Annotated in this window: 17 protein-coding genes, 7 tRNA genes, 3 rRNA genes and 1 other RNA gene; 1 reads left to right on the forward strand and 27 read right to left on the reverse strand. The window is 47.3% G+C overall.

Annotated features, from left to right (window positions below; translation table 11 throughout):
• Nucleotides 1-50 precede the first annotated feature (50 nt).
• The 24 genes from MKY63_RS09740 to rpoE all read right to left on the reverse strand — a co-directional run bounded on the left by MKY63_RS09740 (nt 51) and on the right by rpoE (nt 18,796).
• A tRNA-Asp gene (locus tag MKY63_RS09740) sits at nt 51-128 on the reverse strand.
• Between the two features lie 14 nt (nt 129-142).
• Nucleotides 143-218, reverse strand: a tRNA-Thr gene (locus MKY63_RS09745).
• A 31-nt stretch (nt 219-249) separates the two neighbouring features.
• Nucleotides 250-325: transfer RNA gene (locus MKY63_RS09750), tRNA-Val, on the reverse strand.
• A gap of 8 nt (nt 326-333) precedes the next feature.
• Nucleotides 334-410, reverse strand: a tRNA-Met gene (locus MKY63_RS09755).
• Nucleotides 411-440: 30 nt separating this feature from the next.
• Nucleotides 441-532: transfer RNA gene (locus MKY63_RS09760), tRNA-Ser, on the reverse strand.
• A gap of 82 nt (nt 533-614) precedes the next feature.
• Nucleotides 615-3,540 (reverse strand): 23S ribosomal RNA (locus MKY63_RS09765).
• A gap of 170 nt (nt 3,541-3,710) precedes the next feature.
• A tRNA-Ala gene (locus MKY63_RS09770) sits at nt 3,711-3,786 on the reverse strand.
• 24 nt (nt 3,787-3,810) lie between these two features.
• Nucleotides 3,811-3,887, reverse strand: a tRNA-Ile gene (locus MKY63_RS09775).
• Between the two features lie 46 nt (nt 3,888-3,933).
• Nucleotides 3,934-4,050 (reverse strand): 5S ribosomal RNA (gene rrf / locus MKY63_RS09780).
• A 124-nt stretch (nt 4,051-4,174) separates the two neighbouring features.
• Nucleotides 4,175-5,732: ribosomal RNA gene (locus tag MKY63_RS09785) — 16S ribosomal RNA — on the reverse strand.
• The 16S, 23S and 5S rRNA genes sit together here with 7 tRNA genes alongside, the layout of an rRNA operon.
• 301 nt (nt 5,733-6,033) lie before the next feature.
• Entirely contained in the window at nt 6,034-6,300 is a 267-nt protein-coding gene (locus MKY63_RS09790) for a pro-sigmaK processing inhibitor BofA family protein (protein ID WP_038568084.1), read from the reverse strand.
• 33 nt (nt 6,301-6,333) lie between these two features.
• Nucleotides 6,334-6,585: a DUF2508 family protein gene (locus MKY63_RS09795; protein WP_076130375.1), complete on the reverse strand. Its 252-nt coding sequence runs from the start codon at nt 6,583-6,585 to the stop codon at nt 6,334-6,336.
• 139 nt (nt 6,586-6,724) lie between these two features.
• The gene (gene recR / locus MKY63_RS09800; RefSeq protein ID WP_036679922.1) at nt 6,725-7,324 is read right to left on the reverse strand and encodes a recombination mediator RecR; all 600 of its coding nucleotides are present in this window, start codon (nt 7,322-7,324) and stop codon (nt 6,725-6,727) included.
• A gap of 38 nt (nt 7,325-7,362) precedes the next feature.
• Nucleotides 7,363-7,674 (reverse strand): YbaB/EbfC family nucleoid-associated protein, encoded by a 312-nt coding sequence (locus tag MKY63_RS09805; protein WP_036679924.1) that lies wholly within the window; start codon nt 7,672-7,674, stop codon nt 7,363-7,365.
• 47 nt (nt 7,675-7,721) lie between these two features.
• On the reverse strand, nt 7,722-9,491 hold the full coding sequence (gene dnaX / locus MKY63_RS09810) for a DNA polymerase III subunit gamma/tau (RefSeq protein ID WP_076280419.1): 1,770 nt from the start codon (nt 9,489-9,491) through the stop codon (nt 7,722-7,724).
• Nucleotides 9,492-9,628: 137 nt separating this feature from the next.
• Nucleotides 9,629-9,897, reverse strand: an RNA gene (ffs, locus tag MKY63_RS09815) — signal recognition particle sRNA large type.
• 117 nt (nt 9,898-10,014) lie between these two features.
• Nucleotides 10,015-10,212: a 50S ribosomal protein L31 gene (rpmE, locus tag MKY63_RS09820; RefSeq protein ID WP_036679927.1), complete on the reverse strand. Its 198-nt coding sequence runs from the start codon at nt 10,210-10,212 to the stop codon at nt 10,015-10,017.
• A 121-nt stretch (nt 10,213-10,333) separates the two neighbouring features.
• Nucleotides 10,334-11,611, reverse strand: coding sequence for a radical SAM protein (locus MKY63_RS09825; RefSeq protein ID WP_038568079.1), 1,278 nt, complete (start codon nt 11,609-11,611; stop codon nt 10,334-10,336).
• A gap of 25 nt (nt 11,612-11,636) precedes the next feature.
• Entirely contained in the window at nt 11,637-12,989 is a 1,353-nt protein-coding gene (rho, locus tag MKY63_RS09830; protein ID WP_036679930.1) for a transcription termination factor Rho, read from the reverse strand.
• 164 nt (nt 12,990-13,153) lie between these two features.
• Complete coding sequence (locus tag MKY63_RS09835) at nt 13,154-14,407, reverse strand: UDP-N-acetylglucosamine 1-carboxyvinyltransferase (protein WP_036679932.1); 1,254 nt, start codon at nt 14,405-14,407, stop codon at nt 13,154-13,156.
• Between the two features lie 188 nt (nt 14,408-14,595).
• A complete protein-coding gene (gene fba, locus MKY63_RS09840; RefSeq protein WP_036679934.1) occupies nt 14,596-15,450 on the reverse strand; it encodes a class II fructose-1,6-bisphosphate aldolase in 855 nt (284 codons plus the stop codon).
• A gap of 207 nt (nt 15,451-15,657) precedes the next feature.
• Entirely contained in the window at nt 15,658-16,044 is a 387-nt protein-coding gene (locus MKY63_RS09845; RefSeq protein WP_036679935.1) for a response regulator, read from the reverse strand.
• A 270-nt stretch (nt 16,045-16,314) separates the two neighbouring features.
• Complete coding sequence (locus tag MKY63_RS09850) at nt 16,315-17,922, reverse strand: CTP synthase (RefSeq protein WP_339812654.1); 1,608 nt, start codon at nt 17,920-17,922, stop codon at nt 16,315-16,317.
• A gap of 325 nt (nt 17,923-18,247) precedes the next feature.
• Nucleotides 18,248-18,796 carry a DNA-directed RNA polymerase subunit delta gene (rpoE, locus tag MKY63_RS09855; protein ID WP_036679939.1) on the reverse strand — a complete coding sequence of 183 codons (549 nt, stop codon included), beginning with the start codon at nt 18,794-18,796 and terminating at the stop codon, nt 18,248-18,250.
• Nucleotides 18,797-19,256: 460 nt separating this feature from the next.
• Between rpoE and MKY63_RS09860 the strand changes: the two genes are divergently transcribed.
• Nucleotides 19,257-20,423: a S8 family peptidase gene (locus MKY63_RS09860; protein ID WP_036679942.1), complete on the forward strand. Its 1,167-nt coding sequence runs from the start codon at nt 19,257-19,259 to the stop codon at nt 20,421-20,423.
• A gap of 128 nt (nt 20,424-20,551) precedes the next feature.
• On the opposite strand, the gene argS is transcribed toward MKY63_RS09860, so the two are convergent.
• The 3 genes from argS to MKY63_RS09875 form a co-directional block, all read right to left on the reverse strand.
• Nucleotides 20,552-22,237, reverse strand: a complete 1,686-nt coding sequence (gene argS / locus MKY63_RS09865; RefSeq protein WP_036679944.1) for an arginine--tRNA ligase — start codon at nt 22,235-22,237, stop codon at nt 20,552-20,554.
• Nucleotides 22,234-22,677 carry a DUF1934 domain-containing protein gene (locus MKY63_RS09870; protein ID WP_036679946.1) on the reverse strand — a complete coding sequence of 148 codons (444 nt, stop codon included), beginning with the start codon at nt 22,675-22,677 and terminating at the stop codon, nt 22,234-22,236. The genes argS and MKY63_RS09870 overlap by 4 nt, the downstream gene beginning before the upstream one ends.
• A gap of 620 nt (nt 22,678-23,297) precedes the next feature.
• On the reverse strand, nt 23,298-24,482 hold the full coding sequence (locus MKY63_RS09875; protein WP_339189086.1) for a hypothetical protein: 1,185 nt from the start codon (nt 24,480-24,482) through the stop codon (nt 23,298-23,300).
• Nucleotides 24,483-24,561: the final 79 nt, after the last annotated feature.

Genomic DNA, 24,561 nt, shown 5'->3' on the forward strand with positions numbered 1-24,561 from the left:
GACAATTAAGCGGAAAAGTCTTACACTTCCCACTCATTTTGTGGAAAAAATGGCGGAACCGACGGGATTCGAACCCGCGGTCTCCTGCGTGACAGGCAGGCATGTTAGGCCAACTACACCACGGTTCCGCATTAATTAAAAATGGTGCCGGCGAGAGGACTTGAACCCCCAACCTACTGATTACAAGTCAGTTGCTCTACCAGTTGAGCTACACCGGCACGGTGTAAAAGCAATTCTAAAAGATGAAAATGGTGGAGGCTGAGGGGATCGAACCCCCGACCCTCTGCTTGTAAGGCAGATGCTCTCCCAGCTGAGCTAAGCCTCCAGGTATTATGGTAGCGGCGAAGGGGATCGAACCCCCGACCTCACGGGTATGAACCGTACGCTCTAGCCAGCTGAGCTACACCGCCACAATAATTAGTATTGCTATGGATTGAAAATGGCGGAGAGAGTGGGATTCGAACCCACGCACCGCTTACGCAGTCTAACCCCTTAGCAGAGGGTCCCCTTATAGCCACTTGGGTATCTCTCCAAACGATATCAGTACCACAGCAATCCAAACAGGAATTTGACTCCCTGAAAACTGAATCCGAAACGAATCTGCATTCTAAGTATAGGATAAGCCCTCGACCGATTAGTATTGGTCAGCTCCATGCATTGCTGCACTTCCACCTCCAACCTATCTACCTCGTCGTCTTCAAGGGGTCTTACTAATTGGGAAATCTCATCTTGAGGGGGGCTTCACGCTTAGATGCTTTCAGCGCTTATCCCGTCCGTACGTAGCTACCCAGCCATGCTCCTGGCGGAACAACTGGTGCACCAGCGGTACGTCCATCCCGGTCCTCTCGTACTAAGGACAGCTCCTCTCAAATTTCCTGCGCCCACGACAGATAGGGACCGAACTGTCTCACGACGTTCTGAACCCAGCTCGCGTACCGCTTTAATGGGCGAACAGCCCAACCCTTGGGACCTACTTCAGCCCCAGGATGCGATGAGCCGACATCGAGGTGCCAAACCTCCCCGTCGATGTGGACTCTTGGGGGAGATAAGCCTGTTATCCCCAGGGTAGCTTTTATCCGTTGAGCGATGGCCCTTCCATGCGGTACCACCGGATCACTAAGTCCGACTTTCGTCCCTGCTCGACTTGTAGGTCTCGCAGTCAAGCTCCCTTATGCCTTTGCACTCTGCGAATGATTTCCAACCATTCTGAGGGAACCTTGGAACGCCTCCGTTACTCTTTAGGAGGCGACCGCCCCAGTCAAACTGCCCGCCTGACACGGTCCCCGTACCCGATTAGGGCACTAGGTTAGAACCTAGATACGATCAGGGTGGTATCCCAACGGCGCCTCCACCGAAGCTTGCGCTCCGATTTCTACGGCTCCCACCTATCCTGTACAGATCGTACCCAAATTCAATATCAAGCTGCAGTAAAGCTCCATGGGGTCTTTCCGTCTTGTCGCGGGTAACCTGCATCTTCACAGGTATTAAAATTTCACCGGATCTCTCGTTGAGACAGCGCCCAAGTCGTTACGCCATTCGTGCGGGTCAGAATTTACCTGACAAGGAATTTCGCTACCTTAGGACCGTTATAGTTACGGCCGCCGTTTACTGGGGCTTCGGTTCATAGCTTCGGGTTACCCCTAACCACTCCCCTTAACCTTCCAGCACCGGGCAGGCGTCAGCCCGTATACTTCGCCTTGCGGCTTCGCACAGACCTGTGTTTTTGCTAAACAGTCGCTTGGGCCTTTTCACTGCGGCCCCCTCGTGCTATTCACACTACCGGGGCACCCCTTCTCCCGAAGTTACGGGGTCATTTTGCCGAGTTCCTTAACGAGAGTTCTTCCGCGCGCCTTAGAATTCTCTTCTCGCCTACCTGTGTCGGTTTGCGGTACGGGCACCTTCTCCTGGCTAGAGGCTTTTCTTGGCAGTGTGAGATCATGACCTTCGCTACTATAATTTTCGCTCCCCATCACAGCCCAGCCTTATCGATGTGCGGATTTGCCTACACATCAGCCTCACTGCTTAGACGGACATCCATCAGTCCGCGTCACTACCCTCCTGCGTCACCCCATCGCTCATAGCGGATTACGGTGGTACAGTAATTTCAAACTGTTGTCCTTCGACTACGCCTTTCGGCCTCGCCTTAGGTCCCGACTTACCCTGAGCGGACGAGCCTTCCTCAGGAAACCTTGGGCTTTCGGCGGATCAGATTCTCACTGATCTTTTCGTTACTCATACCGGCATTCTCACTTGTGTAGTGTCCAGCGCTCTTTTCAGTACACCTTCAACCCCTACACAACGCTCCCCTACCCCAGATACATAGTATCTAGCCATAGCTTCGGTGGTGTGTTTAGCCCCGTTACATTTTCGGCGCAGAGTCACTCGACCAGTGAGCTATTACGCACTCTTTCAATGGTGGCTGCTTCTAAGCCAACATCCTGGTTGTCTGTGCAACTCCACATCCTTTCCCACTTAACACACACTTGGGGACCTTAGCTGATGGTCTGGGCTGTTTCCCTTTTGACAATGGATCTTAGCACTCACTGTCTGACTCCCGGCAATAAGTATATGGCATTCGGAGTTTGACTGAGCTTGGTAATCCTTGCGGACCCCGCACCCAATCAGTGCTCTACCTCCACTACTCTTATACCGAGGCTAGCCCTAAAGCTATTTCGGGGAGAACCAGCTATCTCCGAGTTCGATTGGAATTTCTCCGCTACCCCCACCTCATCCCCGCACTTTTCAACGTACGTGGGTTCGGGCCTCCAGTGCGTGTTACCGCACCTTCACCCTGGACAGGGGTAGATCACACGGTTTCGGGTCTACGTCCACATACTCAATCGCCCTATTCAGACTCGCTTTCGCTGCGGCTCCACCTTCTCGGCTTAACCTTGCATGTTAAACGTAACTCGCCGGTTCATTCTACAAAAGGCACGCCATCACCCATAGATCGGGCTCTGACTTTTTGTAAGCACACGGTTTCAGGTTCTATTTCACTCCCCTTCCGGGGTGCTTTTCACCTTTCCCTCACGGTACTGTTTCACTATCGGTCGCCAGGTAGTATTTAGCCTTAGCAGATGGTCCTGCTGGATTCATACGGGGTTTCACGTGCCCCGCACTACTCGGGATCCGTCTCGGAGAGAATACAGTTTAGGTTACAGGGCTTTTACCTCTATCGCGGGCCTTTCCAGACCTCTTCACCTACCATATTCCTTTGTAACTCCATGTGAGACGTCCCACAACCCCTAAGAGCAAGCTCTTAGGTTTAGGCTGTTCCGCGTTCGCTCGCCGCTACTGACGGAATCACTATTGTTTTCTCTTCCTCAGGGTACTTAGATGTTTCAGTTCCCCTGGTCTGCCTCTACACACCCTATGTATTCAGGTATGAGTAACTGCGAATTACCACAGCTGGGTTTCCCCATTCGGACACCCCCGGATCAAAGCTTGCTTACAGCTCCCCGAGGCAGTTTCGTTGTTCGCCACGTCCTTCGTCGGCTCCTGGCGCCTAGGCATCCTCCGTGTGCTCTTATTAGCTTAACCTTGATTTTTCCGAAGAAAAATATCATACGATGACATTCTCTTTGGGAATCATCTCACTAATAACATTTACTTGTTTGCACAAGTTGCTAAAAGATGTTCTAAAACGCAAATTCGTTTCGGTATCCAGTTTTCAAGGATCAAGTTGAAAAAGTTATTCATTTAAAAATTTATGGTGGAGCCAAGCGGGATCGAACCGCTGACCTCCTGCTTGCAAGGCAGGCGCTCTCCCAGCTGAGCTATGGCCCCATAAAATTACTCTATAATGTTATATGGTGGGCCTTGGTGGACTCGAACCACCGACCTCACCCTTATCAGAGGTGCGCTCTAACCAACTGAGCTAAAAGCCCATATAACATATATAACATTGTGAATCAACCAACGAATTGGTTGTCCGCTTGGCAACGTCCTACTCTCCCAGGACCCTTCGGTCCAAGTACCATCGGCGCTGGAGGGCTTAACGGTCGTGTTCGGGATGGGTACGTGTGGAACCCCTCCGCTATCGCCACCAAACGCATACGAAAGAGACTTGCTCTTTCAAAACTGAACACGAGTGAGTGTTCGAACCCGAGGGTTCTATCGTGGAAGCTTAGCTTCCGATTTGAATGTTCTCATCGCAGAGAACGATTCTCCATAGAAAGGAGGTGATCCAGCCGCACCTTCCGATACGGCTACCTTGTTACGACTTCACCCCAATCATCTACCCCACCTTCGGCGGCTGGCTCCCTTGCGGGTTACCCCACCGACTTCGGGTGTTGTAAACTCTCGTGGTGTGACGGGCGGTGTGTACAAGACCCGGGAACGTATTCACCGCGGCATGCTGATCCGCGATTACTAGCAATTCCGACTTCATGCAGGCGAGTTGCAGCCTGCAATCCGAACTGAGACCGGCTTTGATGGGATTGGCTCCACCTCGCGGCTTCGCTTCCCGTTGTACCGGCCATTGTAGTACGTGTGTAGCCCAGGTCATAAGGGGCATGATGATTTGACGTCATCCCCACCTTCCTCCGGTTTGTCACCGGCAGTCACTCTAGAGTGCCCAGCATTACCTGCTGGCAACTAAAGTTAAGGGTTGCGCTCGTTGCGGGACTTAACCCAACATCTCACGACACGAGCTGACGACAACCATGCACCACCTGTCTCCTCTGTCCCGAAGGCCGCCGCTATCTCTAGCAGATTCAGAGGGATGTCAAGACCTGGTAAGGTTCTTCGCGTTGCTTCGAATTAAACCACATACTCCACTGCTTGTGCGGGTCCCCGTCAATTCCTTTGAGTTTCAGTCTTGCGACCGTACTCCCCAGGCGGAGTGCTTACTGTGTTAACTTCGGCACCAAGGGTATCGAAACCCCTAACACCTAGCACTCATCGTTTACGGCGTGGACTACCAGGGTATCTAATCCTGTTTGCTCCCCACGCTTTCGCGCCTCAGCGTCAGTTACAGCCCAGAAAGTCGCCTTCGCCACTGGTGTTCCTCCACATATCTACGCATTTCACCGCTACACGTGGAATTCCACTTTCCTCTTCTGTACTCAAGCCACCCAGTTTCCAGTGCGACCTCAGGTTGAGCCCAAGGTTTAAACACCAGACTTAAATAGCCGCCTGCGCGCGCTTTACGCCCAATAATTCCGGACAACGCTTGCCCCCTACGTATTACCGCGGCTGCTGGCACGTAGTTAGCCGGGGCTTTCTTCTCAGGTACCGTCACTCCGATAGCAGTTACTCTACCGGACGTTCTTCCCTGGCAACAGAGCTTTACGATCCGAAAACCTTCATCACTCACGCGGCGTTGCTCCGTCAGGCTTTCGCCCATTGCGGAAGATTCCCTACTGCTGCCTCCCGTAGGAGTCTGGGCCGTGTCTCAGTCCCAGTGTGGCCGTTCACCCTCTCAGGTCGGCTACGCATCGTCGCCTTGGTGGGCCGTTACCCCACCAACTAGCTAATGCGCCGCAGGCCCATCCCTCAGTGACAGATTGCTCCGTCTTTCATTCTTCTCTCAGGAGAAAAAAGAAATTATCCGGTATTAGCTACCGTTTCCGGTAGTTATCCCAGTCTGAAGGGCAGGTTGCCTACGTGTTACTCACCCGTCCGCCGCTAAGTTATTTTGAAAGCAAGCTTTCAAAATAACTCCGCTCGACTTGCATGTATTAGGCACGCCGCCAGCGTTCGTCCTGAGCCAGGATCAAACTCTCCAATTAGTATTGAAAAGAGCGATATGCTCATTTTGAAACATCTGACGAGAAAATTAATTCTCTAATTTGGATTTCACTTACGTGATTTCCCACTCACTCGTTGTTCAGTTTTCAAAGATCAATGTCTCATCTTTCGTCGTCGTTGCTTGTCAGCAGCGACCTTTATAATATATCACAGCGCCTTTGTTTTCGTCAAGCATTTTTTTAATTTCTTTTTTTGCTTGACCATTTCAGCAAGTTGTTAATCAACAGCTTGTCCAAACGGGCGAGACTTAATGTATCATATTTTTCAAAGCCACGTCAAGCATTAAAATAAAATTATTCTTAATCCGAGTAACATAACCACGCCAGGAAGCCCAAGAACCGTTACTGCGCCTATAGTTGCAGGGTTCAAAGGGATATACACCTGCGTGAGCAAACCTGAGAAGTTCACTACATATATCCCGAGTGCAGCCAATACCAAATGAACCCCAAATAAACTTAGCCACCCAAAACCCAGCTTTTTTCTAAATACAACTAAACCTAATAAGATAACGGATAATATCAATACGCCCATAGCTATCATTCTAAGCATGTAGATCCCCCATATACATTTATTTATAAGCCCTTATATTTGACTGCTGTTCAACCCCAAGCTTTTTGCATGTTTGAGATGTATCTGATATTTACGTTCTGCAGCCTCCAAAATATATATCGCGTAATCTATCTGATCCTGTCCCAACGCCTCGTCGAACATCAGGTACGCCCTCTCCCACTCTGAATGCGCCTTACGGACCTCTAAGAGGGTTTCCCATCCCTCACTTTCCTTTGCGCCTTGTTCCTTATCCACTCCCCACCACAGCTCTCTCCACCATCCCATTTCAATTCCTCCTCAGAATAATTCTGATGCAAAATACACATCTCGTTATTCTCATTCATATCGGGATAGGGACAAACTTAGAACAAAAAAAAAAGGAAACCCGAGGGCTTCCTTTTTGAAAAATACCACTATAGAGCTGCTAGAATAGCTCGCGACGGCCTTCCAACGCTTTGGACAAAGTAACTTCATCAGCGTATTCAAGATCGCCACCTACAGGCAAGCCATGAGCTATCCTGGTGATTTTAATCTCAAACGGCCGAACAAGACGAGAAATGTACATCGCCGTTGCTTCTCCCTCAATGTTGGGGTTAGTCGCCATTATAAGCTCACTTACTCTCTCATCACTCAGACGGGTCAATAATTCTTTCAGGCGAATATCATCAGGGCCGATACCTTCCATAGGTGAAATAGCACCCTGAAGAACATGGTAATATCCATTAAACTCCTTGGTTCGTTCTATAGCCACCAAATCCTTAGAGTCTTGAATCACACATATCACTGAAGGATCTCTAGTTTTGTCCTGACATATCTTACATGGGTCCGTATCCGTAATATTACAGCAGACCGAGCAATAGTGAAGATTGCGTTTGACGCTTACTAGCGCTTTTGCAAAATCAATGACTTCATCCTCTTTCATGTTAAGCACATGAAAAGCTAACCGGGCGGCTGTCTTCGGTCCAATCCCGGGCAAACGCGTAAAAGCATCGATCAGCTTAGCTAGCGGTTCGGGATAATACAAATTAATAATTCTCCTTTAGACTGAAGTGGAGTGGGCTATTAGAACAAGCCTGGGATCTTCATTCCACCAGTGAATTTACCCATGTCATTGTTAGCAAGCTCTTCAGCTTGAGTCAATGCATCATTTACAGCAGTGATTACAAGATCTTGCAGCATTTCAACATCTTCCGGATCAACGGCTTCCGGTTTAATTTGAATAGACAGCAATTTTTTGTGGCCGTTTACTTGAACAGTAACTACGCCGCCACCTGATGAACCCTCAATAACCTTGCCTCCGAGTTCCTCTTGAGCTTTAAGCATTTGCTCCTGCATTTTCTTAACTTGCTTCATCATTTGGTTCATATTATTCATACATCGTCTCTCCTTTGGAATGCGCAATTAGCGCTAGTATGTTTATATTACTCTTTTATGACAACAAGGTCTTCTCCAAAAAGCTGGATAGCCTCATCAATCCAAGGTTCAGGTTTAGCTTCTGCAGTATCGTGTTCATGCTCCAGCTGCAGTTCTTCTTTGCCAGTCTGTCCCACAGACTTCTGGGCAGCTTCATTCCAGTCACGAAGCATCATGGTTACAAGTCTATAAGGTTTGCCTAGACGCGCTGCAAGCACACTCTCAATAACCTGTCTGTTTGCCGGCTTCTCAGTAGTATCGCGGTGAATCGTGTTCTTGAATGCAACAAGTACCGCATCCTCCATAATCGATACTGGCTCACCGTCTACAAACCATGCATGAACCGTTACCTTTTCCTCTTTTACTCCTTGCAGGACAAGGCTCCACTGTTTATAGATAGCTGCAAAATCGGGACTATCCTTACCAGCAATAAACCTATCTACGTTAGGAGGCATTTTGGAGGCTGAAGAAACCCGCGGTGTTGGAACCGCGTGCGATTTCGGTGCAGGAGAACCATCACGCCCTCCTCCGGAAATACCACCGGATTGCATTGCCTGTTCCAGCTTCTTCTCCAGTGCTGCGATCTGTCTTTTGAGAAGATCCAGTTCACCAGAGTCAATGCTCGAATTATTCGCGCTTACTCCGGCATTTGTTTCACCTAACGGAGCAAATGCGGCACTCTGACTTACCTCTTGCTGCAAGCTGCAAAGCTTCATCAGCGCCACTTCAAACAGTGTCTGAGGATGTGTTGCGTATTTCATTTCACCTAGGTATTTATTGATTGTATCTACAATCTGAAATAGACGCTCCCGAGAAAATGCGGTGGCCATATCTTTAAATTCAGCAGGATTCAGCACCCGCTCTGTTAATTGATCGGCCTCGGGTACCATCTTAATCATCAATAAATCACGGAAATAATACATGAGATTCTCTAGGCATTTATCTGCACTTTTACCTTCATGCATAAGCTGCTCAACGAGCTCCAGAAGAAGACCCATATCACCTTCTAATATGGCAGTGGCAAGACGTGCAAATTGCTCGGAGGGAATTCCCCCTGTCATTCCTAACACTTGCTCGTACGTAACATTACCATCTGTAAAGGATGAAATCTGATCCAGCAAGCTCAATGCATCACGCATACCACCATCAGATAGACGGGCAATATACTGCAATGCGTTGTTATCCGCTGTAATCCCTTCCTTCTCACAAATAGCAGTCAGATGGGCGGTCTGTTCTTCTAACGCCACTCTACGGAAGTCAAAACGCTGACAACGGGAAATTATTGTCGCCGGCAATTTGTGAGGTTCCGTTGTCGCAAGAATAAACATCGCATGTGACGGCGGTTCCTCCAAAGTCTTTAATAGAGCATTAAAAGCTTCTGTCGTCAGCATATGCACTTCATCAATGATATACACTTTACGGCGCACCTCGGTAGGTGCATACTTCACCTTCTCACGCAGATCACGAATCTCCTCTACGCCCCGGTTTGATGCCGCATCTATTTCCTGCACATCCATTACATTACCCGCAGCGATTCGCAAGCAGGATGGACATTCGTTACAAGGTTCCGGACCTGGCCCACGTTCACAGTTAACCGCTTTAGCTAAGACTTTAGCAGCACTTGTCTTACCAGTTCCCCGCGGACCGCTGAACAGATAGGCATGCGAAACCCGCTGTTCACGAATTGCGTTCTGCAGCGTTTGGATAATGTGCTGTTGTCCAACCATGTCTTGAAACGACTGCGGCCGCCAAGCACGGTACAGCGCGATATGTTCCACTATGCATTACCCTCTCTTAAGCTGCCGCTTTCCCGGCATTTGTCGCAAATTTATTATACTATATTCATCGGCTATTGACCAAAAACAAAAAGCATCTTTGCTTGTGGCAAAGATGCTATGATAAACAGAATTATAAACCGTGCACCTGTTATTGATGGCTACGATCCAAGCGGCAACCCTACATGACTGCTCGAGTTAGGCCACCCTCCGGCACAAGAGTAATCTTACTTATGGCTGCTTCCTTCCGGACCTGACCAGGTTCATAAGCACTCATTGCGGAGGACCCAACTGTCAACACAGCCCGTAGGAACCAAGGCCTCACATCGATAGCACCTCTAACAGGAATTCAACCTCGCTACAGCGGATTGCGAGTTACAGGGCACCGCTACCTCCCCGTCTAGCACGGCGAAGATAAGTATAGCTCACGCTCGGACAAAAATCAACTCTAAGACATAAAATGAGCCCCTCAGCTATACAGCTGGGGGCTCAATCTAACTGTTAAGCCGCAAAGCGACTGTTCAAATTAGATACCATATTTCTTCTTGAATTTATCAACGCGACCGCCGGCATCCAAGAACTTCTGCTTGCCAGTGAAGAACGGATGGCAGTTGGAGCAAATTTCGACACGAAGCTCTTGTTTAACAGAGCCAGCTTCGAAAGTGTTGCCACATGCGCAGGTTACCTTAGTTACATTATACTTTGGTTGAATTGCTTCTTGCATTTTGAATTTCACCTCTCATGCCCTAAGCCTCATGCGGACCCAGAGTTATATGATTACACTGTGGTATTTTAGCACGAAATATCAAATTGGGCAATATGTTTCATTTTTACATTTTAGCTGCTTAAATATTGATTCCCCGCCGCTTAGCCCGCGCCATATCTGCTGGTGGCACATGTGTATAAGAGCCTATAACTACATCCGGCAGTTCATCGCGGAAAATATCAAGCATCGTCTTCATCCCAAGGATTTCACCCTGGGCAGGAGGAATCAACTCTAAATAACTCTCCGGGTCAATGTTTAGATTGCGCATCTGAATAAGCTTCAGATCAGTACGTCTTACAAACTCCAGCATCGCTTCAATCTCTTCTTCGCGATCAGTCACTCCAGGGAAGATCAGATAATTGATCGATGTGTAAACGCCCTGCGAAGCAGCGTATTTCAAAGATTTCTCTACATTGGCCAATGTATAACCGCGTGGTTTGTAATAAGCATTATAATGGTCATCAAGGGCACTGATTGTGCTGACACGCATCAAATCGAGCCCAGCATCAACGATTCCTCGCATATGATCGCTTAATCCCGCATTGGTGTTGATATTGATATAGCCCATATCAGTAATCGAGCGCACTTCACGAATAGCTTCTATAATAAGTTTTGCCTGCGTGGAAGGTTCCCCTTCACAGCCTTGTCCAAAGCTGATAATCGATTCAGGCGTCTTTAAATGCTCCAACATAACTTGTGAAATTTCGTTGACCGTAGGCCGGAAATTCATCCGAGTCTGCGGAGATACAAAGCCGCTATCATCAGGTTGCTCAGAAATACAACCAAAACATCCAGCATTACATGAATAAGAGACGGGTACACCGCCCTCCCAACGCCCTAAAAAGGTATTGGAGGAAGTCAGGCATTCATAGCCAAGCGCACAGTTAGAAAGATGCTCATAGAGGCGGTTATCAGGATATTTGGCTGTCATCTCACCAACACTGACTTCAAGATCTTCTTTGTCACAATTAAGTGGATTCCATTTCTCTGGATTATCGGTAGGGTCTGCCGCAACATAGAACCCGCCATCCTTCCACACTACAGCCGAATACCCAAACAGAGGAAGCTTATAAGACTTATCTGTCTTCACATAACCAGGAAGACATAGACGAGTGTAGCCTTGCGGCAGCAGCGCTCCGACAGCCTGCGAACCTTCCGGCAAAGACATCATTTCACCCGTCTCAGGATTCATACCCACAGCACGTGTACTAGGCAAGCCCACGAGCGTAGCACCTTCTGGTAATGGAATTAATTCTTCCTCCAGCATTTCAACAATCATATCCCCACTACGGGCTAGCCCGTACAGTTCGGGATGATCATATACGTTTCCTTGCCCGTCGGCATATACCAAATACATGTTAGTCTCCTCTTATTATCAATTCTCAAGTTGTAGGTACTGAAGGTGTCTTCGCCCGTGTGGTACGACGAGCAGCTGTACCGCTGTTGGAGGTGCCTCCGTTACTTGCAGTCCCGTTTGGTGTTGTTTTTGCCCCAGCAACGTCAAAGGATGCCAAGAACTCAGCATTAGTCTTCGTATCACGCAGCTTTTTGATGAATCCCTCCACAAAATCGTAGGACTCGTTCATATTTTTGCGAATCGCCCAAATCGTATCCAGTTCTTCTTTGCTCAAGAGCACTTCTTCGCGACGTGTACCTGAACGACGAATATCGATAGCTGGGAATATCCGGCGTTCCGCCAATTTGCGGTCCAAATGAAGCTCCATATTACCGGTACCCTTAAATTCTTCATATATAATATCATCCATACGCGAGCCAGTATCTATTAATGCTGTTGCCAAAATAGTTAATGATCCACCTTCTTCCACATTCCGTGCAGAACCAAAAAACCGCTTCGGCCGGTGAAAAGCCGCCGGGTCAATCCCCCCGCTAAGTGTACGTCCAGATGGTGGAACCACCAGATTATAAGCACGCGCCAGACGCGTAATGCTATCCAAAAGAATAACTACATCCTTCTTGTGCTCAACTAAACGAAGTGCCCTTTGCAACACAAGCTCAGCCACTTTAATATGATTCTCTGGAAGCTCATCAAACGTCGATGCAACCACTTCGCCTTTTACAGATCGCTGCATATCGGTTACTTCTTCAGGACGTTCATCAATCAGCAATACAAAGAGCTCAATCTCAGGATTATTAGTGGAAATACTATTGGCAATTTCTTTTAAGAGGAGCGTTTTTCCTGCTTTTGGAGGTGCTACAATCAAACCCCGCTGCCCCAAACCTACAGGAGCGAGCAAATCCATTATTCGGGTAGACAAATGAGTAGGGGATGTTTCAAGCGGTAGCTTGTCTTGCGGATAAAGTGGTGTTAATGCTGGAAAATGAAGACGCTCCGCTGCACTAGCAGGGTTCTCGCCATTAACGGCATTGACTTGAAGCAGGCCAAAATATCGTTCATTTTCTTTTGGTGTCCGACATTTACCAGACACAAGATCTCCGCTTCTGAGATCAAACTTACGAATTTGTGAAGCTGAGATGTAAATATCTTCAGCACTGGGCAAATAGTTAATCGGCCTAAGAAATCCATAGCCCTCAGGCAAAATTTCTAGTACGCCTTCCATAAACATGAGACCGCTCTGCTCTGCCTGTGCCCGAAGGATCGCAAAGATCAGTTCCCGTTTCTTCAGCTGTCCGTAATAAGGAATCTGGTATTTCTTGGCCAGCTTATATAACTCGGTCAGCTTCATTTCTTCCAGATCGGAAATTTGAAGATCCATGTAATAACCACCTATTCAATTTTTAAATGAGTTCTTCCTAGTCTATCTACTAGGCAAAAATATGATTCTATTAAAATGCTCATTAGGTTAGTATTACCCCAAATGGAAGGAAATATGCGGTTTGGCCGCAAATTAATACTCCTTCCAAGCGGGATATCCTAATATTATTCATTCTCACGCCAAACATGAGCACCAAGTTGCCGAAGGTTGCTCACTAAATTATCATAACCACGATCAATATACTCTACGCCGGTCACTTCAGTAATACCATCTTCTACTGTTAACCCGGCAATGACAAGGGCTGCACCCGCACGCAGATCAGCTGCCTTTACTTTAGCAGCATTAAGTTTACTGCCCTCAATAATAGCAGATCGGCCTTCAACACGAATCTTTGCGCCCATTCTTACCAACTCTGGCACATGCTTGAAGCGGTTGCTGTAGACGAAATCGCTAAGCACACTAACCCCTTCTGCCTGTGTCAGCATACTTGTCATAGGAGATTGTAAATCTGTAGGAAATCCAGGATAGGTCAGTGCTTTAACATCTGCATGTTCATAATTAGCTCTACCTATAACTCGGATACTTTCATCAAGCTCTTCAATATCCACACCCATCTCTAAAAGCTTGGCTGTTAAGGCTTCCAAGTGCTTAGGAATAACATTATCTATCAACACATTACCGCGCGTAGCCGCAGCGGCAATCATATAAGTTCCTGCTTGAATCCGATCGGGAATAATGGAATGACGGCAACCGTGCATTTCCGAGACCCCTTCGATCCGGATGGTTTCTGTACCAGCGCCTTTAATAACAGCGCCCATAGAGTTCAATAGGGTAGCTACATCTATAATCTCAGGCTCTTTAGCCGCATTTTCAATAATTGTAGAGCCTTTGGCTCGTGAAGCCGCCAGCATGATGTTTATAGTGGCACCTACGCTTGATACGTCCAGATAAATCTTCGCACCGCGTAGCTCTTTTGCATATAAGTGGATAGAACCATGTTCGTTGGTAACTGTTGCTCCCAAAGCCTCGAATCCCTTGATATGTTGATCAATTGGACGAGGTTCAAAATTACAGCCACCAGGAAGACCTATTGTCGCTTCTTTGAATCTTCCAAGCAGAGCTCCCATCATATAATACGAAGCTCTAAGTTTCTTAACCGGCCCATTGGGCATTGGAATAGATACAATACGTGAAGGGTCAATTCTCATCTGATTGCCTGACCAGGATACATTAGCGCCAAGCTCTTGCAAGATTTCGGAGTAAACGGCTACATCACTAAGGGACGGTAAATTATCCAGAACAACTTCAGATTCGGCCAAAATTGCCGCAGGAATAAGCGCGATGGCACTATTCTTTGCTCCACTGATGGTTACAACGCCCTCTAGCGGACGTCCACCGCCAATCATTAATTTTTCCATAGATTTATCAATTTCCCCCTACGTGTATTGCAGCTGGGTGGGCAATACGTGCTGTGGACTTTTAGTGATGAAAATGGAAAGACACCGGCTAAGCGGTGTGCTTTCCTCATCAAACTATTCAACTGGACAGAGTAATAGCCCTATCCTTTAACAAATTGCTTGTCCACCTGAGGCGGAAGCTACAATGATTAGGCTTTGTTGTTGGATCCAAATTCGCGAATTTTACCAATAACGGTTTCTTTGATTGCATCGCGACCTGGTGCGATGAATGTACGTGGATCGTAAGCATCAGGTTTAGCAGCTAGAACTTCGCGAACCACTTTTGCGAACACGATTTGGTTCTCAGTGTTCACGTTGATTTTGGAAGTACCCAGGGAGATGGCTTTCTTGATGTCATGTTCAGGAATACCTGTACCACCATGAAGAACCATTGGGATGTTAGTAGCGTCACGGATTTCTTCCATTTCTTTGAATCCGAGGTTAGGCTCGCCATGGTAAGGTCCATGAACGGAACCAAGTGCAGGAGCCAGGGTGTCGATACCTGTTTCTTTCACAATACGTACGCACTCATCAAGCTTAGCATACATGATGCCGCCGATAACGTCGTCTTCTTGTCCACCAACAGTACCTACTTCAGCTTCTACAGAAACGCCTTTAGCGTGAGCATATTCAACGACTTTTTTAGTCATATCGATGTTCTCATCGATTGGGTGATGGGAACCGTCGATCATTACGGATGTAAATCCAGCATCAATTGCTGCTTTACATTTATCAAAGCTAGATCCATGGTCAAGGTGGATAGCTACAGGAACAGTGATATTCATGTCAATAATTAGACCTTCAACCATTTTAACAACAGTAGTGAAGCCGCCCATGTGGCGTGCTGCGCCTTCAGATACACCAAGGATTACTGGTGATTTTTCTTGTTCAGCGGCACCAAGAATAGCTTGAGTCCACTCCAAGTTGTTAATGTTGTACTGACCTACTGCATATTTTCCTTCAAGTGCTTTGTTCAACATGTCTGTCATAGATACTAATGGCATGGTTTCATCCTCCTAAGAATGTTGGTTGGCTATGTTTTTAAACCGACATCACATACAGGCTTATTATAGCACATCCTGTGTCAAATACTAAATAGGGTAAACAAAAAAATGTCCCGGTGGGACGATTTTTATCCAGCCCATATAACAATTACACTCATCCTCTTCGGAGTCACCACGCGAAATAGGACCGATACAGAAATCACCGTTCTAACTGCATTGATCCACAGATTTGTTATGAAGATGCATGTTTACCGCTACGCGCATTTCGTCTATGTCGAACGGCTTTGTAAAATGCATTAACGCCCCTAGCTTGGTCGCCTCCTTAATCATGTCCAGTTCACCATATGCCGTCATCATAATGACCTTAATGGACGGATTGATCTCCTTTAGATGCTTCAGAATCTCGAGTCCATCCATTCCCGGTATTTTCATATCGAGTAAGACCAAATCGGGTGACTCGCTGCGAACAATGTCTAATGCCAATTTTCCGTTAGCCGCTTGAAATGTTGTATATCCCTCACTATTGAACACTTCCATAAGAAGAATCCGGATCCCATTCTGATCATCGACAATTAATACTTTCTTCTTTTCCATACGATACCCTCCCAGAAATTAAGGCAGATTGACTATACCGCGCTCTCCACAGCGACCGGCCCCTTTAGAAACTACTCCATACGAAACCTATTATTCGTGCTTTACTGTCCAAATCCTGCTAATTGGATAAAATGGGTAAATAAAGAGTCTAAAATGAAATAAATGTCAGTTACAATATTTCTATTAAAGGGTAATACAAAAAGAGAGCCTTCGGATGAAGGCTCTCTTCGACTATTTAAGAACCGAGGGTTCTTTCTGTCTGTGTATAAATTATTGCTGCTCGGAATGCATCAAAGAGGCTTTGACAAATTCACGGAATAGCGGTTGCGGGCGGTTCGGACGTGAAGTGAATTCCGGGTGGAATTGAACCGAGAGAAACCACGGATGCTCTGGAAGCTCTACGATCTCAACTAGACGGCCATCCGGAGAAGTTCCGGAGATAACCAGTCCTGCTTTTTCAATTTCGTCACGGTAAGCATTGTTGAACTCATACCGGTGACGGTGACGCTCATATACCAGTTCATCATCATAGCAAGACATTGCCAGAGAGTCCGGAATAATCTTACAAGGATACAACCCAAGACGCATAGTGCCGCCCATATCTTCAATATCTTTTTGCTCAGGAAGCAAATCAATCAATGGATATTGTGTATTTGGATCGATTTCGGAGCTGTTTGCACCTTGTAGTCCAAGAACAGAACGGCCATATTCAATTACAGAAACCTGCATTCCAAGGCAAATTCCAAAGAAAGGTATCAATTGCTCACGGGCATAACGAATAGCGGAGATTTTACCTTCGATTCCCCGATCACCGAAACCACCAGGAACAAGAATACCGCCAATACCACGCAGCATTTCGTCCACGTTCTCATCCGTAATTTCCTCTGCATTCACCCAGCGGATCTTAACCTCTGCATTCGCAGCAAAACCTGCGTGTGAAAGTGATTCAACAACGCTCAAATAAGCGTCATGCAGTGCTACGTACTTACCTACAATTGCGATTTCTACTGTCTTCTCTAATTTCTGAATCCGGCTAAGCATACTTTCCCATTCGCGCATATCTGGCGCAGGTGTTGTAAGCTTCAAATGATTAACAACAATCTCGTCCAATCCTTCATCACGAAGGTTCAATGGAACTTCATATAACGTCGAAGCATCGCGGCATTCCACAACAGCATTAGCATCAATATCGCAAAAGAGTGCGATTTTGGCTTTCATATCTGCGGAAAGCTCATATTCCGTACGGCACACGATGACATTCGGTTGAATACCGATACTGCGCAGCTCTTTAACGCTATGCTGTGTCGGCTTCGTCTTCACTTCTCCAGCAGCCTTGATATAAGGAATCAAGGTTACGTGGATATACATCACATTTTCCCGGCCAATATCACTCTTGATTTGACGAATCGCTTCCAGGAACGGAAGACTTTCAATATCCCCTACAGTACCGCCGATCTCTGTGATAACAACATCAGAGTTGGTCTCGCGGCCCGCGCGGAACACGCGTTCTTTGATCTCATTCGTAATATGCGGGATAACTTGTACAGTTCCACCCAAGTACTCTCCACGACGTTCCTTGCTGATTACGGATGAATAGATCTTACCTGTCGTCACATTGCTGTTCTTCGACAGATTGATATCAATAAACCGTTCATAGTGCCCAAGGTCAAGGTCAGTCTCTGCACCGTCATCCGTTACGAAGACTTCTCCGTGCTGGTAAGGGCTCATTGTTCCAGGGTCTACGTTAAGATACGGATCAAATTTCTGAATCGTTACCTTTAGACCTCTGTTCTTGAGCAGCCTGCCCAGCGAAGCGGCGGTAATGCCTTTACCCAGGGAAGACACAACGCCACCCGTTACAAAAATATACTTTGTCACTGTAAAACCCTCCTAAATAAAGTCCAAACATAAAAGCGGCACATGGTGTTTATCGTAACCCGTTTTACTATCATCAAAACAGGGGAAATCAAAAGTTTAATTCACCGGGGAAAACATAAACCGTCATCCCTCAAATTCCATTAATCTACAGCTACTTTGCATCTAAAAAAACAAAAAAGTGACACCCGTAGAACCGGGGCACTTTTTATTTTAGAAAACACGTTTATTAACTTACATGATAAGCCCATGCAATAGTTTACTCTGACGATCCCCCACTGTCAAGGGAGGAATTATGCCACAGACAAGACTCTTCTGATTATTGATCTTACTTGTCATCCTCGGAATCTTCATCGTCGCCATCTTCTGCATCGTCTTCGTCCGTATCGTCTTCGTCTATGTCATCTTCATCGATCACGACATCTTCGTCGACTTCTTCTTCGCTGTCGTCGTCAGAATAGAGGTCGTCGCGATCTTCATCGATAGCGTCGAAATCCTCTTCTTCAGCTGTGTAGTTTTCTTCTTCATCAGCAAAATCGTCATCTTCCAAATCATCGTCTTCATCGTTGATGATGCGCACCCGTTTAGTGTTACCAACCGGATCATCGGAGCGCTCAAGAGGATACCAGCGTTTCAGTCCCCAAAGGTTGGTTCCGACACAGGCAAAACGCCCGTCAATGTTAATCTCGGTATATAACTGGGCAATAGTATCTTGGCTTTCTTGATCGGTCATGCCGCGTAACTTGGCTACCTCGACCATCAGATCACGGTAATAATACGGTGTATTGGCTGCTTTAAGCACCAGAAAGGCAAGATCCACCATTGGCATTTCTTTAACTTTCTCAGGGTCTAGCTTTAAATTGAGTGGCGTACTCACTAAAGGACACTTCCTCTCACGCATTGTTCACATTACGGTTTATTTCAATAATATCCATTAACAAAACTAAGTAAAACCTATTTAACAACAAAATGCAAGTCAAATGCAAGAACCGCCCAACAGAAAAAGCCTCCTGCTTATTATCCATACAGGAAACCTGTCTTCATCAAGAAGAGTTGATATGTAATTGTAGCAAGGGTCGCCGCACCCAAAGTTTTTAGAAATGGGATTTAAAAAGGCGGAGGAAGACCTCCGCGCATGACTGTATCCACGCCAAGGATCGGCTCCTTACGGGATGTTACAAAGAGAGTTTTAATCTCTTCTGTTTATTTTATGTAAAGCGCCGTCTTTTGACACGCTGGGCAGCCCATTTCCTTAAAAAAGGGCAAGTTCCCATTCGGACCCCTCCCTCCGCTCATACAATATGGCAGCAGGGCACCGAGGAGGGACAGCGAAACCTATGGACTATTACAAATTTTGGAACATGCTTCTTGAAGAAATATCGGTTGCCCCCAAAAATGGTGAGCGGCGTATTCTTACCTTCAACGATCCCCGCCAGTATGCCGGAGCTTTCTCACAATGGAAGGCTCTAAAAGCAAAGCAGCCCGAGCTGCGGCAAGTACAGGTATCTCCGCTGATTCGGGCCTTCTTCGTGCCCGCTGCCGCCGGAAAGCTGATGAACCGATTTGCAGACCTTCTAAATGTCGAGGACGATCTGCAAATCCAAATCCATTCCATAGCTAACGAAAAAAGCGGAATCGCAGCGCTCCCATGGGGGGTGAAAGCGATTCATGCTCCTCAGGCATGGTCTAAATCAACCGGAGTTCACGTCAAAATCGGCGTCATTGACACCGGCGCGGATTACCGTCATCCCGATCTGAAGCATTCATTAGCCACTGGAGTCAACCTACTACACCGCGGAATGCTGCCGCTGGATGATAATGGGCACGGAACTCATATCGCCGGAACCTTAGCGGCAGCAGGGGGGAATCGCGGAATGATGGGAGTGGCGCCGCGAGCGCTGCTATATCCAGTCAAGGCTTTTGATCATAGTGGATCAGCCTATGTATCCGATATTGTGCTAGGTATTGATTGGTGTGTCCAGAACCGAATCGACGTCATTAATATGAGCTTTGGAATGAAGACTAGAAGCAAGGCGCTCCACAATGTGGTTATAAAAGCGTATCGGGCCGGAATCGCCGTCATTGCCTCCTCTGGGAATGACGGCAAACGTGGCGGGGACTATCCCGCACGTTATCCCGAGACGATAGCCGTGGGCGCCATCGATAAAAGACACCGGGTTGCCGGCTTCAGCAATCGCGGTTCATATATCGATGTATACGCGCCCGGCGAAGGCGTGCCCTCCTGCTGGCTGAAGGAGGGCTACAAAGAAATGAGCGGCACCTCCATGGCGACCTCGCATGTCACGGGAGCCGCCGCACTGCTGCTCGCACTGCGACCGGGCCTCACGCCAAGGGAGCTGAAGCTGCTCTTGCGCCGCACCGCGTCCCCGGTGCGGCTGCGTAAGGGGCAGCGCCGCGCATCCCTAGGCGGCGGCTCTGCCGATGCCCTACGCCTGCTGAGAGCAGGAGTAAGGGCGAAGCGTTCGGTCTCCGCGAACGTGTAGACCCCGCCCGGGCACCGGGTGGGTCACTCTGACGTTAGCGCAGCTGATGCCGGTGCGAAGAACGGCAGCAAAGAAAAATCCGCCCCCCAGGAAACCGGAAGGCGGATTTTTTGTCGTTTGCTGTTGATTTACATGCGATCCGGTGCAGAAACTCCGACAAGACGCAGTACATTGGCAATAGTAGTACGCGTTGCGCCCAGCAGTGCAAGACGCGCCACGGTTTGAGCAGCATCCTCAGTAATTACACGTTCAGCTTTGTAATAACTGTGGAACATCGCAGCCAGCTCATATACATAACGGATGAGGCGATGTGGAGCATAACCTTCAGCCGCAACAGCGATTTCTGCCGGGAGCTCACCAATTTTGCGTAGCAGGTCATATTCATGCACTGCTGTCAGCTTGGAGAAGTCAATTTCCGCGTAATCAGGGATAGAAATCCCTTGCTCCTCTGCCTGACGGAAAATACTGCAAATACGCGCATGCGCATATTGAACATAGAATACAGGATTTTCATTAGAAGTAGAGATCGCCAAATCCATATCGAAATCAAGATGAGAATCCATGCTGCGCATGGTGAAGAAATAACGAATCGCATCGATTCCTACTTCCTCCATCAAATCTTCCATCGTAACCGCTTTGCCGGTACGTTTGGACATTTTGACCTTTTCACCATTCTGGAACAGGCTGACCATCTGAGCAATCAGAACCACTAGCTTCTCAGGATCATTGCCAAGGGCTGACATTGCCGCCTTCATCCGCGGAATATAACCATGGTGATCAGCGCCCCAAATGTTAATCATTTTATCGTAACCGCGGCCATACTTATCGCTGTGATAAGCAATATCCGGGGTAAGGTAGGTATATGTGCCATCATTTTTGATCAAGACACGGTCTTTATCATCCCCGTATTTTGTCGTTTGCAGCCAGGTTGCCCCATCTTGCTCGTACACTTCTCCACGATCACGGAGCTCGTCCAGCGAGCGCAGTACTTCTCCGTTCTCATACAGCGAAGTTTCACTGAACCAGATATCGAAGTTTACACGGAAAAGACCTAGATCACGTTTAATTTTATCCAACTCTTTATTAAGTCCATAGGTCCGGAAAAAAGCAGCGCGCTCACTAGGGCTCATCTCGAGCAAGGTATCGCCCTTTTCTGCCACAAGCTCCTTCGCAAAACCCTTAATATCCTCACCATGGTAACCATCTTCCGGCATTTCTGCCTCTTGTCCCAGCTCCTGAAGGTATCTGGTTTCAATGGATTTACACAGATTAGCCACTTGGTTACCGGCATCATTAATATAATATTCCCGGGTCACTTCATAACCTGCATAATCAAGCACATTACACAGCGCATCACCGACAGCAGCACCACGGGCATGCCCTAAATGTAGGCTACCTGTTGGATTGGCACTGACGAACTCCATTTCAACCTTCTGACCTTGACCCAGATTAATACGGCCATAGTCATCCCCCTGCTCAGCAACAAGGCTGATGATTGGGTACAGGTAGTTCTTAGACAGGGTAAAGTTAATAAAGCCTGGTCCTGCAATCTCCGCTTTCTCAATAGAAGCTCGGCTCGTATCCAAATGCTCAATAATAGCTTCAGCAATCTGGCGTGGATTACGTTTAGCAATTTTGGTAAGCTGCATAGCAGCGTTCGTAGCCAAATCACCATGCGCCTTATCTCTTGGCACTTCAAGTACAATATCCGGAACCTCTTCCGGTGCAACCAGCCCAGCATTCACAATCGCATCGGCGATGGCTTCTTTTACCCGTTCATTTACAAGCTCTAACGGATTCTTACTATGTGTCATAATTTCGGTTCCTCCTGTATATGCAAACTAATAGCGAACTTTCCTGTCAATTCCTCGTAAACGTACAAATCATATTCCCAGGCAACCGTTAAAGAACGCCCTTCGCGCACAACTTCCAGCTTGTTCGTTTCCGTAGAAAGATTGAACTGCGTATATGGCGAGCGGTAGAATCCTGGCAGACGCCGTCCAGCTTCAAAGCTCTGCTCCGACTGAATCCCGCCATGGCGAATTAGCTTCAGTTGATTGCCTGCAATCTTTATCGTTGTACGAACAGAAACTTCCTCTCCGCGAGGACCCTGCTCTAATTCTTCATATTGAATATATAGATGCGGTCCCTTGGATGTTACTTCTCCATTCGCTTCCATAACATTTCGCTGACCATCTTGAAGGCTCACGAGCGTAATAGAGACATCATATTTGTCAGACTGTATTTCAGGCATCACACGTTCCTCCATTCTGCAAGCCTCTGCATTCTGCATAAGAAAAACGTCTAATGGCAAAGCTTAAACATTTTTATATTAATCAAAGGCCTATTTCGCTTTCCCATTGTACACTATAATCCAGTTCAAAGAAGCATTTCAATACAGAATCAAGCATATCTTCATAAGCACATAAAATATTACCATATTGATGATTAAAAGCACACTTTGAACGTCCATTCTCTATGTATATCATTTACTTCGATAATATTTGCACCTACCAAGCACCTATCGGACATAGATGACCCTAAACGCAGGATGATTCCATATTCGGTGTGATAACGGACCCCTTAGTCGCTATTGGCATAAAAAACAACCCATTTGAACCTCTTTCTAGGGAATAGTGTTACTGGAGTCCGAAACCCTATCCCAAAGGCCGAAAATTTGCAAATAACGTCATCTGGGTCCGTAACCCTCCGAGGATGAGGGATCTATTTAGGGCACTGATAAGGGTACTATTGAAGCGAGCAAGAAACCAACGACAGAGCAGCGATTCTCCAAGTATCCGGAGAATCGCTGCTCTGCTGTCTATTTGCGATGTTTACAATACTTCGGACCCTTATATTTTTTATTGAAGAGAATTATTGGGTCATCACTTTTAAAGAAAACCTGCGTTCCCATGAAGCTCCGCCGTCTTTGGTCACATACAAGGAAGAGTAATCAAGCTCACGGATGGCGAGCCAGCCCTCTTTATTACTAGTGAAGGAGATTACCCCGTCATAACCAGCGAGCTCCGGAAGATTAGTCCATTGCTTACCGCCGTTATAAGAGCGTCCAACTGCCACTTTCTCTGCTGCTGGGGAAAATCCCACTAAAAAAGATGTGCTGTTTCCCACAAGCTGCAGGTTCCCGGGTTTGCCAGCGGCTGGCCCTTTATTGAATTCAGCCTTGCCACTGCCTGGCGCAGGTCCGCCGCCCGCAGTTTCCTGAGCGATCACACGATTCCAACTTTTCCCCCTGTTCTCACTTTCATATAGCGAGTAGGAGGTCTGACTCATCCCCGTACCGCCATAGAGCACTACAGCGACCTGATCTCCCTTAGCGGAGATTTGTCCAAACTCGGGCTCGGCAAAAGCCGCCTTCAGTGAAAGGCTCCAAGTTCCCCCTCCATCTGTGGTCTTCATTACCCGATATCCGCTTCCCGGCACGATTACAACCGCCCAGCCGGTATTCCGGTCACTAAAATAAGCGCCTCGTGTATTGGGTGGGGTGGAAATCTTACTCCAGCTCAGCCCCCCGTCTTTGGTGTAATACGTTGCGGCTCTCTCATAAGCAAAACCTTTCTTACTATCGATAAAATTTATTCTTTCAAAGCTGACGGCTTTGGTCGAAAGTCTCTTCCACTCCGAGCCACCGTTAGAGGTACCAATTAAATATTGAGCCTGCCCCTCCTCTACAGAAGCAAGAGCAAAGCCATGTACATTATCGGGAAAATCGAATTGTTTGAAGCCCCATTGTCCTTGATAGATCTCTTGAAAATGGCAACCTCCGTCAGAGGTACCAATCATAAATCCATTACCTGCTGCCCGTCCAATATTCCCATTCAAAAACTGAACATCAGAAAAGCTAAGCGGTGTGGATACATCGCCTGAATGCTTGTTTTGCAGGGCCTGTAGCAAGCCGTGATCTCCCGTGCCGCAAGTCGCTGGTGCTGGTGCAGCCGCAGCATGTACAGAAGTTACAGGTGCACTCCAGCCTGAAACCATAATAAGCGTCGCCGAGAGGGCGGTTATTGTCGTCTTATGAATCCTTTTCGTCCATTTCATGATGACACCTCCTAATATGTATATACCCTTACTCACAATCCCTACTCTGTTATACCGCCAGAGAGGATACCCTATCTAC

This window comes from Paenibacillus sp. FSL R7-0189 (genome assembly GCF_037969925.1).
GTDB classification, from domain to species: domain Bacteria; phylum Bacillota; class Bacilli; order Paenibacillales; family Paenibacillaceae; genus Paenibacillus_AQ; species Paenibacillus_AQ odorifer.

Excerpts from the sequence above, each read along its gene's own strand:
- MKY63_RS09790 (WP_038568084.1), bottom strand. The coding sequence starts at position 6,300 with ATGCTTAGAATGATAGCTATGGGCGTATTGATATTATCCGTTATCTTA.
- MKY63_RS09795 (WP_076130375.1), bottom strand. The coding sequence starts at position 6,585 with ATGGGATGGTGGAGAGAGCTGTGGTGGGGAGTGGATAAGGAACAAGGC.
- MKY63_RS09805 (WP_036679924.1), bottom strand. The coding sequence starts at position 7,674 with ATGAATAATATGAACCAAATGATGAAGCAAGTTAAGAAAATGCAGGAG.
- rpmE (WP_036679927.1), bottom strand. The coding sequence starts at position 10,212 with ATGCAAGAAGCAATTCAACCAAAGTATAATGTAACTAAGGTAACCTGC.
- MKY63_RS09825 (WP_038568079.1), bottom strand. The coding sequence starts at position 11,611 with ATGTATTTGGTATATGCCGACGGGCAAGGAAACGTATATGATCATCCC.
- rho (WP_036679930.1), bottom strand. The coding sequence starts at position 12,989 with ATGGATCTTCAAATTTCCGATCTGGAAGAAATGAAGCTGACCGAGTTA.
- MKY63_RS09835 (WP_036679932.1), bottom strand. The coding sequence starts at position 14,407 with ATGGAAAAATTAATGATTGGCGGTGGACGTCCGCTAGAGGGCGTTGTA.
- fba (WP_036679934.1), bottom strand. The coding sequence starts at position 15,450 with ATGCCATTAGTATCTATGACAGACATGTTGAACAAAGCACTTGAAGGA.
- MKY63_RS09845 (WP_036679935.1), bottom strand. The coding sequence starts at position 16,044 with ATGGAAAAGAAGAAAGTATTAATTGTCGATGATCAGAATGGGATCCGG.
- MKY63_RS09860 (WP_036679942.1), top strand. The coding sequence starts at position 19,257 with ATGGACTATTACAAATTTTGGAACATGCTTCTTGAAGAAATATCGGTT.
- argS (WP_036679944.1), bottom strand. The coding sequence starts at position 22,237 with ATGACACATAGTAAGAATCCGTTAGAGCTTGTAAATGAACGGGTAAAA.
- MKY63_RS09870 (WP_036679946.1), bottom strand. The coding sequence starts at position 22,677 with ATGCCTGAAATACAGTCTGACAAATATGATGTCTCTATTACGCTCGTG.
- MKY63_RS09875 (WP_339189086.1), bottom strand. The coding sequence starts at position 24,482 with ATGAAATGGACGAAAAGGATTCATAAGACGACAATAACCGCCCTCTCG.